Annotated in this window: 10 protein-coding genes; 6 read left to right on the top strand and 4 right to left on the bottom strand. The window is 40.8% G+C overall.

All coding sequences use genetic code 11. The annotated features are described in order from the left end of the window. The first annotated feature begins 131 nt into the window (after positions 1-131). On the top strand, positions 132-1,430 hold the full coding sequence (locus V7L07_RS23230) for a potassium channel family protein (RefSeq protein WP_335061214.1): 1,299 nt from the start codon (positions 132-134) through the stop codon (positions 1,428-1,430). Positions 1,431-1,785: 355 nt separating this feature from the next. Here V7L07_RS23230 and V7L07_RS23225 read toward each other — a convergent pair whose 3' ends face one another. After that, positions 1,786-2,688 (bottom strand): class I SAM-dependent methyltransferase, encoded by a 903-nt coding sequence (locus V7L07_RS23225; RefSeq protein WP_335061213.1) that lies wholly within the window; start codon positions 2,686-2,688, stop codon positions 1,786-1,788. Between the two features lie 254 nt (positions 2,689-2,942). Between V7L07_RS23225 and V7L07_RS23220 the strand changes: the two genes are divergently transcribed. After that, positions 2,943-4,451 carry a hydroxysqualene dehydroxylase gene (locus tag V7L07_RS23220; RefSeq protein ID WP_335061212.1) on the top strand — a complete coding sequence of 503 codons (1,509 nt, stop codon included), beginning with the start codon at positions 2,943-2,945 and terminating at the stop codon, positions 4,449-4,451. A 127-nt stretch (positions 4,452-4,578) separates the two neighbouring features. Further along, a complete protein-coding gene (locus tag V7L07_RS23215) occupies positions 4,579-4,941 on the top strand; it encodes a DUF6464 family protein (protein WP_179067068.1) in 363 nt (120 codons plus the stop codon). A gap of 181 nt (positions 4,942-5,122) precedes the next feature. On the opposite strand, the gene fmt is transcribed toward V7L07_RS23215, so the two are convergent. Continuing rightward, complete coding sequence (gene fmt, locus V7L07_RS23210; protein WP_335061211.1) at positions 5,123-6,154, bottom strand: methionyl-tRNA formyltransferase; 1,032 nt, start codon at positions 6,152-6,154, stop codon at positions 5,123-5,125. 968 nt (positions 6,155-7,122) lie between these two features. On the opposite strand from fmt, the gene V7L07_RS23205 reads away from it, so the two are divergent. Continuing rightward, positions 7,123-8,436 carry a hypothetical protein gene (locus V7L07_RS23205; RefSeq protein ID WP_335061210.1) on the top strand — a complete coding sequence of 438 codons (1,314 nt, stop codon included), beginning with the start codon at positions 7,123-7,125 and terminating at the stop codon, positions 8,434-8,436. 55 nt (positions 8,437-8,491) lie between these two features. Here the strand turns inward: V7L07_RS23205 and V7L07_RS23200 are convergent, their stop codons facing one another. Continuing rightward, positions 8,492-9,049 carry an SRPBCC family protein gene (locus V7L07_RS23200; RefSeq protein WP_335061209.1) on the bottom strand — a complete coding sequence of 186 codons (558 nt, stop codon included), beginning with the start codon at positions 9,047-9,049 and terminating at the stop codon, positions 8,492-8,494. Positions 9,050-9,471: 422 nt separating this feature from the next. On the opposite strand from V7L07_RS23200, the gene V7L07_RS23195 reads away from it, so the two are divergent. Then, the gene (locus V7L07_RS23195) at positions 9,472-9,666 is read left to right on the top strand and encodes a hypothetical protein (protein WP_179065434.1); all 195 of its coding nucleotides are present in this window, start codon (positions 9,472-9,474) and stop codon (positions 9,664-9,666) included. A gap of 65 nt (positions 9,667-9,731) precedes the next feature. Beyond that, positions 9,732-10,970, top strand: coding sequence for an NAD(P)/FAD-dependent oxidoreductase (locus tag V7L07_RS23190; protein WP_335061215.1), 1,239 nt, complete (start codon positions 9,732-9,734; stop codon positions 10,968-10,970). Positions 10,971-11,204: 234 nt separating this feature from the next. Here the strand turns inward: V7L07_RS23190 and V7L07_RS23185 are convergent, their stop codons facing one another. Next, on the bottom strand, positions 11,205-11,690 hold the full coding sequence (locus V7L07_RS23185; protein ID WP_334694405.1) for an SMI1/KNR4 family protein: 486 nt from the start codon (positions 11,688-11,690) through the stop codon (positions 11,205-11,207). Positions 11,691-11,981: the final 291 nt, after the last annotated feature.

Genomic DNA, 11,981 nt, shown 5'->3' with positions numbered 1-11,981 from the left:
ATTCATAGCGACCGCTATCTTTTAAAGCTTTTTGTAAATTGTCTTTTTGAGATTGAGCTAGAAACCCTTTGGCAGGCATAATAATGCTGAATGCATGGATATATCTAGTTTACCATTTATGCAATTGAAATGTGGAACAGCTTATCACAACAAAAAATCTCAAGGATAAAATAGCCCAATTTTGGCAATCTTACTACCAAAGCCAAAATCAAATCCGGCGAATTGCGACAATCTATGCGATGACTGTACTCATCCTATGGCTTGTTGGAATAGTTCTTTATCGCTTATATTATCCGGACATTAGCATTCAAGAAGCTTTCTATGCGACAGCAGTTTTGCTCTTGGGAGGATACGGAGATTTATTTGGCAGTGTTGAGTTTGCATCGCAACCAAAACCCTCAGACGATATGCCTTGGTGGTTGCGGTTTTTTAGCCTGGGAATGACGTTGATAGGTCAAGCTTTCGTGGGAGTATTATATGCGCTGCTGACTGATGCTCTGGTCACTTCAAAATTCCATTTTTTCAATTCCCGTCCTCCCATACCACAACGCAACCATCTAGTAATTATTGGCTTAAATCGCTTAGGGCAGAAAGTAGCTGCTCTTTTGCAAGAACTCAACCAGCCGTTAGCAGGAATTCATCCTACCACTCTTGACCAAGAAACTTTACCCGATATGCCCCTTATCGTTGGTAATGCTACCGAAGCACTCACTAAGGCGAATCTCTCCCATGCCAAAAGCATCATTTTAGTTGGGGACGATAATATGGAAAATCTGGAAATTGGTTTGATGGCTCATGCAATGAACCCAGCCACTACCTTGATTATCCGCTCTCAAGACCGCCAATTTAGTGATAATATTGCCCCTCTGTTTCCCTATGCTCAAGTTCTATGTGGCGCGGCTTTGTCGGCAGAAGTCTTTGCTTGTGCGGCTTTTGGAGAAAATGTTCTGAGCTTGTTTCACTTGAATGAGCAAATAGTTATGGTGACGGAATACAAAATTGAAGATGGCGATACCCTGAATGGGTTGCTTTTATCTGAAATAGCTTCTGGCTACAGTGTTGTACCGATTCTCTACCAGAAATATCAGCGAGACAATTACTCTTTAATGCCCTGGTATGATGTTAAGCTTGATGCTGGCGATCGCTTGATTGTTTTAGCCACAAGCAGTAGTTTGCAGCGAATTGAATGGGGTGAAATGCTGCCTCGTCTTTGGCAAGTGCAAATAGAAAAAGCTCTGACTGCAAATGCCATTATCTATGGTGCTGAAGAGATAGTTTTGATTACGGGATGTAGTTCCACTAACGCTAGACAATGGATGAATAATTTGCCTAGAGTGTTGCCAATACCACTTTATAAACATCAAGCTCAACGTCTCGTGCGCGAGTTAACAAAAGTACAAGTTTTGGCAAATGTTATCTACATTGAGTAACCTTGAATCTGCCAAAAACCTCATGTAGAGACGGCGGTTTATCGCGTCTCGAAAACCCAAAATTGTTGCCAGTCACCCTTAACTAAACGTGAATTCGATTGCTCATATAATATCTACCCAATTTGCTCAATCAAAAAACCTCTAAGAAGGTTTTACTACGCAAAACCGTCCCTCTCCGACTCGGAGAGGGACGGACTTTAACCTGAGTTCAAGGCAGGGAGAGGTTCGTCGAACTCACGTTAACTAAACTGTATTGAGTTAACAGGCATTTATTGTAAAAATAAAAGCACAACAATGTTGTGCTTTTGTAGATTATTTGTATTCAGTTTATTGTGATAATCGGAGAGTTTCTTAATTAGTCCAGTTTAGCACTATAAGCACTAAAACCATAAGCCAGAGTTTCTTTTAAATTACCTGATGGCTTAAGACTTCTGTTGATAGCATTAGCAAATGGCACCGGAATCCCTTTGATGGTTTCCGGCAAAATTGCATATTCTGCTGTTGGCTCAACAATGTATTGTGGACACTTCGCTTTCATTCCAGCAGTAGCTAACATTTCTTCTATTTCTGCGGCTGAATATTGCTTGAGATAAACTGGATTCCTCACAAATGGATTCAGCCTTCTGATAAAATTATGGATAATGTGAGAAGGACAAGACTTGTTGTGAAAGGAATGATTAAAAACAAAAATTCCACCAGGTTTTAGCACACGAGAGATATCAGCCAATAATTTTCTTAATTGTGCATCTGGGATATGCATAAAAACGCAGTTAGAAATTACCAAATCTATAGAATTATCTTCTAAAGGCAATATTTCAGCAGAAGTGCAAATCAAGTTAAATTCCGCTTCTGGGAAAAAATTGTATTCTTGTTTAACCTTGATTAACCGCCGCAATAAAGGTTCAGAAATATCAATGCCGTAATATTTCTCGCATCTGAGATTTTTCGCTTTCGAGAGATGTAAAGGTGCGCGACCATAACCAGAACCAATTTCCAGAATAGAACCGACAGATTTATTCAACGGAAATTTGTTCCAAGTACCTCCAGGCCTACCAGTTAGCAGAGTATAATCTTGTTTAATTGGCGAGGCATCTGTAATTTTTTCAATTTTTTGGGAACCATAATATGTTTTACCAATTGCGTCCCATGTTTTTTTATGTTGAGTATTATTTAATTGTTCATAGTCGCTAGGAAAATAAATGCCATCTCGTAATTCAAAGTCATTCAGACTAAATTTTACATCTGCTAATTGACTCATTATGATTATTCCTCATGAATAGTTAAGTCTGTTTTCTGTTATACTCTCAACTCAGCATTAACCGCAAGGGATTTTTACTGAACTCCATTCCCTAAGCCTATTTTTAAAGTCTATAACTATTTTAAATTCGATGGAATGTACTACTAAAGCGCCTATTGCATCCAAGTGAAAACCGCTATAATAACAACCCGTCGCCTGATTAGAATACAAGCTCGTATACATTAGTTGATGGACTGCAACAATCGGAGGGTGGGATGGTAGAAGGGTTACAACCAAAACGGGTGGTAGTTGTAGGTGCTGGTTGGGCTGGTTTAGGAGCAACCTACCATTTGGCAAAACAAGGTTATGATGTGACACTTCTCGAAGCAGGCCCCTATCCTGGCGGATTGGTGGCAGGTTGGCAAACAGCAGCCGGAAAATCTGTTGAAGCTGGCATTCATGGCTTCTGGTATCCTTACAGAAATATTTTTTCTTTAATTAATGAATTAGAAATTAATCCTTTTACTACTTGGACTCGTTCTTCGCAATATTCGCCAGCAGGTTTAGAAGTTGAATCACCAATTTTTCAAGACTTACCACGACTTCCCTCGCCACTGGGAACTTTTCTCTACACTCAGTTTAAACGGCTGCCACTAATTGACCGTCTCAGCGCCCTGCCTTTACTTTATGCGGTTGTTGATTTTGATAATTCTGATGCAGCTTGGCGGCGCTATGACTTTGTAACTGCCCGTGAATTGTTCAAAGACTTTAACGTTTCCGCACGACTTTACCGCGAGGCTTTTGAACCGATGTTATTAGTGGGCTTGTTTGCCCCTGGTGAACAGTGTTCTGCCGCCGCAACTTTAGGGATGCTTTACTTTTTTATTCTGGCTCATCAAGCCGATTTTGATGTGGTTTGGTGTCGGGGAACTGTCGGAGAAAAGATATTTCGTCCTTGGGTGGAACGTATCGAAAAGGCTGGTGCGCGAGTGTTACCTAAGCGTCGAGTTTCAGATTTAATTGTTGATAGTAATCAAGTTAAGGGTGTGGTGTGCGGTGATGAAGTAATTGAAGCAGATGCCGTGATTTTCGCAGTTGGAGTCACGGGGATGAAGAAAATTGTCTCAACTAGCCCTAGTTTACAAAGCCGTGAAGAATTCCGTAATTTGAGCAATTTAGGAGCAATAGATGTTTTAGCCACGCGACTATGGTTTGACCGCAAAATTGATATTCCTCGTCCTTCTAATGCTTGTTTTGGATTCGATGCAAGTACAGGTTGGACGTTTTTTGATTTGAATGCTTTACATGATGAATATCGGGATGAACTGGGAACGGTGATTGAAGCTGATTTTTATCACGCGAATCAGTTTCTAGGTTTGAGTGATGAGGAGATATTAGCAATAGTTCAAGGTTATTTAGCAACTTGTGTGCCAGCGTTTCGAGAGGCAAAGATAATTGATAGCAGTGTAATTCGGCTACCTCAAGCGGTGACTCACTTTGCACCTGGCAGCTATCGTTATATGTTGCCCGCGAAGACAAGTTTTGAGAATGTGTTTATGAGTGGGGATTGGATTGTGAACCGTCATGGTTCCTGGTCGCAGGAAAAGGCTTATGTTACGGGTTTGGAGGCGGCAAATTTGGTGGTGTCTTATTTGGGAGAAGGTCAGCCATCTGAGATTTTAGCTGTAGAAGAGGATGAAGTGCATATCCAAGTGGCGCGATCGCTCAACCAAACTTTGCGTGACTTGAGCAAATCTATCCTACCTGATTTTTGGCTACCGTAATTTGCATCTCGAATGTATGTATATTTCTCGCAAATCTAGTTAATCATCAATTGTAATCTAAATTGGGTAAGCTAAAGAAAGCGATCGCGATACTATCCTTATAATGTAAATCAAATCACATCAGCTTATGGAGCCAGACTCTTTACCAACCGAGGTGATTCTGACTCACCCGCGTGAGTCCCTCGGTAGGGTGCAACTTGATTGGACACCCCAACCCGGAAACTATCTCGATTTTCAAGGTAAAACCTACGCAGTTTTAGAACGCCGCCATCGATACCAACTCCAAGCTGGGCGCTACCGCCTGCATAATATTGCCATTTATGTTCAATCTGCTAAACGACCATCTGAGAAAAGTTTGGTAGCAGGACGTTGGGTAATCGGTGATGCCACCTGCTGTTACAATGCTCATTCAGAACTCATTCGCTGTGCAGTCAACCCAGATGGCCCTTGCGAATCTTGCCGTTTTTATGAAAAGTTAGAAGCGATTTAATTTTGGATTTTAGATTTTAGATTTTAGATTTTGGATTTCGGTGTGAGTGCTACTTCGACCCTTCTCTAAGAGATGCTGCGCGAACGGCAAGAGGAAGGACAAACAAGCTCAGAACAAGTCAGTCGAATGCTTTTTCCCTCAATCCAAAATCCAAAATTCAAAATCTAAAATTGCCAACCCCTCAGTTTCCCGCACCAAAAACTTCTCCCACAGTTAAGCGGGTACCATTAACAAAATCCCATCCCGACTGGGGACGTTTACCGGCTAGCTGAACTTCTCGCAACAGCAACAATCCTTCCCCAGTTTGGACGATCGCACCAATTCCTTTGATAATGCTAACTACAACTCCCGGTTTGTCTAATGTGTTTGACAAATCAGGCAATTTATGCATTAATTCTTGCAGTTCTGGTGGTAGATCGCGTAGACGCGGAGCTGCTTGTCGCCAGACATCGCCTATTGAACCAAGGGGAGCAGAAGCGGTGATTTTCAACAAATTGTTACGAAAGGTAGCCGTGCAGTTAGGGTAAAAGCCTCTAATTTGATTGTGTAATTGCATCGCACTTTTTGACCAATCCAAACCATAGTCTGGTTTTTGAATCAGAGGCGCATAAGTAGCAGCTAAATTATCTTGGGGAATTGGTTGAATTTCTTGACGTTCCAACTTCAACAGAGTCTCCACCAATAAATCTCCACCAATCGCCGCTAGTCTTTCGGCTAAATCTTGGGCATTATCTAGTAATCCAATGGGTGTAGTGGCGATTTGGAGCATTGCGCCGGTATCCATCCCCACATCCATTAACATGGTTGTGATCCCCGTTTCGCTTTCACCGTTATACAAACACCACTGAATCGGGGCTGCACCGCGATATTTGGGTAAAATCGAGCCATGCACATTAATGCAGGCCAATTTTGGCATCTTCAAGATTTTTGCCGATAAAATCTGTCCATAAGCAACAACAACAAACACATCTGCATCTAATTCTTTGAGTTTGGTTAAAGTTTCAGTGTCTTTTTTGACTCGTTCGGGTTGCCATACTGGTAAATTGTGAGCAGTGGCGATCGCTTTTATTGGTGTTGGCGTCAGTTTATTTCCGCGTTCCCGACGTTTATCTGGTTGGGTAACAACTGCCAGCACCTCAAATTCTGAATGATTCAATAACTTTTCCAATGTGGGTACAGCAAACTCAGGTGTACCAAAAAATACAATTTTCATTAATACATTAGTTGTTAGTCATTAGTTAATCGTAAGTGCGCCCCTCACAACTGACAATATTTAAGTTGTATTTTGAAACAGAAATCACTCAACTAGCATCTAACAGGCTAATGTATTCTAGAAGGCAGTTGTAAAACACAGTTGATTCTCTGTAAATAATATTGGCTGTTTGGTGGTACAATATTTTCGTATTCATGAAACCAGAAGCCTGCTTGATTAACTTAATAGTTAAGTTTGCAAGTGCAACAGCTAGTATCAACTGCATCTGCTTCTAGTGAACCTAATCACTTAGTGGTTTTTCGTCGCGAGTCGCTAGAGCATCTACCGAGTAATCTTTATTGTGTTCCTGATTGTCTTCCCTAAATTGGCTTGAAATCCAGTTGCGTTTCCAAAAAAACTATTGCGCCTTCTAGCTATTTTTGTAGTTTAGATAGCAATTTATAACTTTGGGTTGCTGACAGCAATATCTTCTGAGTATGATGTATTATGCGTCTTCTTTCCCAGGTTTTTAATTAACGCCTCACGTTTACCGTCTTGAGGGTTGCGCTGTTATATTTAGTGTGTAACTTGCTTATTTGCTGTGTACTAGCGATCGCTAGTACGATCCCCAGATGCTAAGTTATCTCACTCTTAGTTACAAGCGTCATTCTCTAAACTCTACCCGAAATATCCTTTAACCAATACCTATTTTTGGTGTGGTTGGGTATAGCAACATTATATATAGTGTAGTAATTACTGAGTTATCAGCATATTTACTATACTCGCATATTTTTGCAAAAAAACATTCAGTACCTTAGGAAGAAAAGGTGTAGACAATGATACTTAATTTTTGTAAAACTCTACAAACTTTGAAGAAATTATCTAGTCAAAGTTTTTAGTTTCTTGTTATACATATAACTACCGCCTGCCCCATTGCTGCATAGGTATTGCTTCTCACATAGCAACCGCCCCCTCTAGAGAGTCTACAAATGCTTAAACCCCTTTTGCTGTCAGGATGGTTCCGCGCCCAACCATTTCTCAATTACGTCGTCGTTGTAATATTGATTGCACCTTTGCTAGGGGCATCGACTCACTCGAACCCAGTAAGATCCGAAGTAGCTAAACTAACTTCGATAACTGGCGAGTCTGACTCTGTATTAAAGGAAATAGCTGTAGTTGGGGAACCTGAGATAGCTGAAACATTATTAAAAACAGATCAAATCGACTCATTAATAGAAGAGTTTGACTCTGCACCAGCAGAAAGTACTGCGGTTCAGCAATCGCAAGTATTACTAGCAGATAAAATTGAGTCTTTGGATCAATTAGATAGTGCTGTGTCAAGCAGCGATGTAACTATTCCCGATTCTTTGGCAGCCGTTGAACTCGCACCATCAACAGATGTTCCTGTTAGTCAACTTAATTTAGTACGAAAACTCAAAGCTGCTAATGTCAAGTCTTTGAGAGGACAAGAAAATTCTCCCTCTAGAACAAAGTCTTTGACAGCAACTCAAGTAGCACCAACTATTAGAGAATCACAATCAACCACAACAACAGAAACACCTGTTGCAGAACCAGTTGATGAGTCCCAAGCAGAACAAATAGATCCCATCGGTAGTCCTCATCCGATTCCTTGGAAATGGATTACAGCAACTCAAGAGGCAATTGGTTCCAAGGGTGGTTCTGGAGTGCGTCATTATCGCAGCGTACCCGTGATTTCTCCAGATGGTAAATATGCTGTTTATAGCCGAGTGCAACTGGAGGTAAAACCCCAAATGTACAACAGCCGTGTCACCAGTGTTCTGTTTGTTCAAGATATGCAAACTAAGAAATTGTGGGTGATGGCTTCAACGACTCCAGTTAGCGATCCTTTATTAAGGGCAAAGGCTGTAAAGGCAGAATCTTCAGAAGAAACTGATCCGAGCGGTAAGATTGGGGTATTAGTTCCAGTTAGTTGGTCAGAAAAAGGCGATCGCTTCTTAGCACGCAAGTTTGAAGGTATATTTAACACAGGTGATTCTACAGATAGTGCAGTGATTTGGGATCGGCAAAAAAATCACACTAATATAGTTGCTCCTGTCAATGAGGAAGAACAGCATGATAAAGTTGCCGTCTTGTTAGGCTGGAGTAAAAGTCAACCGGATCAGGTGTTGTTCCGTGCAGGCGAGTTGGGTGAGGATAACTGGCCATTAGTACAAGTTACTAATGATGGCAAGACTGTCACGACAACAGACAACGATCAGCCGATTACTTTTGGTAAAAAGGTTACAGAAATTTGGGCAGGCCCACAAGTTGCCTACCGATAGGTTATAAAAAATCCTATAGACTCCCGTTGTTGCTAGTGGCGACAACGGGATTTTTTTATTGATTCTTACACATAACTTGTCGCATTTTACGCATATTTGCAGGCAACTCTAAGTTCATTGCTTGTTGAATGAAAATAGATGGAATTGGAATCAGAGGTGTGGCTTGCACAGTATAAGCAAGTATTGTGCCGTTACCGCAATCTTTGAGTTCTAAATTGGCGTCAAAATCCTCAAAAGTTCCTTTTACCATACGAAATTGAATTTGCTGTCCCAGCACTTCTACAACGTTGAGGTAAATTTCCACTTGAGCCGTGAAAAAGAAAAAGGCTTTTTGTGCTGCTTGATACAGACGTTTGACCTCACCTTTTTGTACTACCTCGCTCTTGGTGATATCGGGGAAATATTGCACCCAGCGGGGGTAATCAGTTAATTGCTGCCAAACATGCGATCGCACCATCGGCACATACATCCAGGCTGTCACCGCGCCACCGCACAACTTGTGCGATCGCGTTTCTACCAAAATTTCACCCTGTACTAGTAACTTTTGCTTGTCTTGACTCCAAGCCATATCTGAACCTGCAATAATTGAGTCTGATATATAAGACGCAGACATAATGATTTAAGTTACTCCTCAACTCATCCACCTAAATTGAGTTGAAACTACAAGCCATAAAGCTTGATTTAGATCCAACCCATTTAATTTAGTTCCAGTCTAATGCTTATCTTTTCCGGAAACGATGATTTTCTGCTAATTATTTCATTCACTTTACTCTAAAAAATGTGTTTCTTATCACAATCAACACAATTGATACTTAAGTGAAATTTATCGAAAGAATACTTGTAGATGAAAAACTGCGTTATTAACAGCTAGAATGGCACAAACACGAGCTAATATCAAGCACCTTACTCCAAAATTTGGATACCATCTCTCCATTTTTACGTGTTATTTCTGATGAAACTACAACTTCATCGTAACTTCATATCTTAATTGTCAATATCAAGTGTAATGTTCTGTTGAGTTGAGAGGAAAATTAGGTGAGTCAATCTTCTTTAAATCGTAGATTAATTCAGATTTTTGGTATCCTTCTCGGCATTAGTGTCGCCGTCTGGGTACTGAGAGGATTTGGTATTCTTACTTTTATTCCAGGTGGAATAATTTGGCTACTGCTACTAGGGGCGATCGCGATCGGGATTATCAGTTACGCCCAAAGAACTTGGTGGCGTTTTTAATAGTGCAGCAATGCCAATAACAGCTAGCCTAGAAAGTAGGTGCTGTAAAAGAGACATTTTTGAAATTGTTACCTTTACAAATTGTAGTTATTGGGGGTGGGGCAGCGGGATTTTTTGGCGCGATCGCTTGTGCTAAAGCCAATCCTGAAGCCGAAGTTACATTACTCGAAGCCAGTCGCCAACCCCTAGCGAAAGTGCTAATTTCTGGCGGCGGACGCTGCAACGTGACTCACGCTTGCTTTGAATCTGAGGAATTGGTGCAAAATTACCCCAGAGGTGCAAAAGCTTTGCGGGGGGCTTTGACTCGGTTTGGGCCCCAAGATACAGTAGCTTGGTTTGCTACTCACGGAGTCTATCTCAAAACTGAAGCTGATGGGCGGATGTTTCCTGTCACCAATACTTCAGAAACCATTGTGGAATGTTTGATTAAAGCGGTGGCGAAATCTGGGGTTAAACTCCGTATCGGTACGCATGTAACTTCAGTGAAACGAACCTCAGCAGATGGGGGGTTTGATATTCTTTTGAAGTCGGAAGAAACGATTAAATGCGATCGCCTACTTTTAGCGACTGGTAGCAGCCTTGCAGGTTATAAAATTGTCCAAGAGTTAGGTCATCAAATTGAACCGCCAGTACCCTCATTATTTACCTTCAACATTGTCGATCAAAAATTGCGGGAATTGGCTGGAGTTAGCGTTAACCCTGCCCAGTTGCGCTTATCTACAGGTGGAAAATCCCAATTGCAACAAACTGGGCCATTGCTAATTACCCACTGGGGTTTAAGTGGCCCGGCTGTTTTGAAGCTTTCGGCTTGGGGTGCGAGAGTTCTGCACGAAAGCCGCTATCAAGCCACATTATTGATTAATTGGCTACCTGGTTTGCACCAGGAACAAGTGCGAGAAAAAGTTTTAGCAGTTAAGGATGAATGGGGAAAGAAAGCGATCGCATTGCATCGCGGCGTTGATCTCCCGCATCGTCTCTGGCAATATATCATTGCCCGTGCAGGTATTACCACAGAAGACCGTTGGGCAGAAATATCTAGTAAAACTTTAAATCAACTAGTGCAAGAACTTACTCAGGGAAAATACTTAATCAACGGCAAAGGAGCCTTCAAAGAAGAATTTGTTACCTGTGGCGGTGTCAACCTCAAAGAAGTCAACTTCAAGACGATGGAAAGTAGGTTAGTTCCTGGTCTTTATTTTGCCGGAGAAATCTTAGATATTGATGGCGTTACTGGTGGGTTTAACTTCCAAAGTGCTTGGACAACCAGTTATTTAGCAGGTATAGCAATGGCGACTAATTCGTAATTCGTAATTCCTATACCGCAAGGTTTTTATTGATTTAGGATGGGTGGTTGACTTCCGCCGTGCTGTACTAGTACTCCACAGGGATTATGACAGTTTAAGATAGTTAGTAGTCCACACTTTAGTTCTTAGAAAATAAGGACTAAAGTCTTTACTACGAATTTATCAAAATTAATGTAGCGGACTTATATAAGGGTTATCGTTAAAGTCTATTCTCAAAAAGACAACTTGAAAATTTTATCTTAGTCCTCTCCTTATTAAATATTCAACTTGTTCTACAAATCCTTCTATCCAATCCATTACAGATTTACTGGACTCTTTGATTGTGATGCCATCGTCATGTAGAAAATAAACACAACAGTCATCTTGTCCATTAGCAATAATAAACCACGGATCTCCATGTAAAGCACAGATACAGAAAGCATTATCAGGTAAAGGTGTACATTCTTCCCCCTCAGCAATGGACTCAAGGATAATCTCTTGCTGCCACTCATTCATTTTAATAAGTTGATCGAAATAAAACTCAAATTCCGATCCTCTAATAAGCTTTCCGGCACTATGCCCAAGTAAGCCTAAGATTTCCCTGTAAGTTCTTGGCAAAACTCCATATTTACTCTCAATGTATGCAATTTCCTCTGGGGTACATCCTTGTAGCTCTTGCTCATTTTTTACTATTTCACTACTAAATAAACGCTCTTTTAATTCTTGGATATTATTAATCATTTCACAACTCGAACTTTCTAGAAGATAAAGAATCTCTATCTTAAATTAGGTTAAAACAGCAAATGAAGACTCATCAAGTTAGGTTTTAGCATTAGTATGTACATCGTAGTATACCCCTACTCTTAAAGCTTACTAGCAATAGAGTCTCCGTGTTAACCTCAACTATTTACCTGTTCTTTAAGAACAAGCGATCGCTACTTAACTATATTTACTTATCAAAATTTGTACTAATCTTCTAGCATTTACCACCTTGCCACTCTACATTCACACCAGTCAACCTAGAGAAGTCAA

This window comes from Nostoc sp. (assembly GCF_036916985.1).
Classification (GTDB): Bacteria; Cyanobacteriota; Cyanobacteriia; order Cyanobacteriales; family Nostocaceae; genus Nostoc.
This window is presented reverse-complemented; position numbering and strand designations above follow the sequence as displayed.

Excerpts from the sequence above, each read along its gene's own strand:
- V7L07_RS23225 (WP_335061213.1), bottom strand. The coding sequence starts at position 2,688 with ATGAGTCAATTAGCAGATGTAAAATTTAGTCTGAATGACTTTGAATTA.
- V7L07_RS23220 (WP_335061212.1), top strand. The coding sequence starts at position 2,943 with ATGGTAGAAGGGTTACAACCAAAACGGGTGGTAGTTGTAGGTGCTGGT.
- V7L07_RS23200 (WP_335061209.1), bottom strand. The coding sequence starts at position 9,049 with ATGTCTGCGTCTTATATATCAGACTCAATTATTGCAGGTTCAGATATG.
- V7L07_RS23185 (WP_334694405.1), bottom strand. The coding sequence starts at position 11,690 with ATGATTAATAATATCCAAGAATTAAAAGAGCGTTTATTTAGTAGTGAA.
- V7L07_RS23215 (WP_179067068.1), top strand. The coding sequence starts at position 4,579 with ATGGAGCCAGACTCTTTACCAACCGAGGTGATTCTGACTCACCCGCGT.
- fmt (WP_335061211.1), bottom strand. The coding sequence starts at position 6,154 with ATGAAAATTGTATTTTTTGGTACACCTGAGTTTGCTGTACCCACATTG.
- V7L07_RS23205 (WP_335061210.1), top strand. The coding sequence starts at position 7,123 with ATGCTTAAACCCCTTTTGCTGTCAGGATGGTTCCGCGCCCAACCATTT.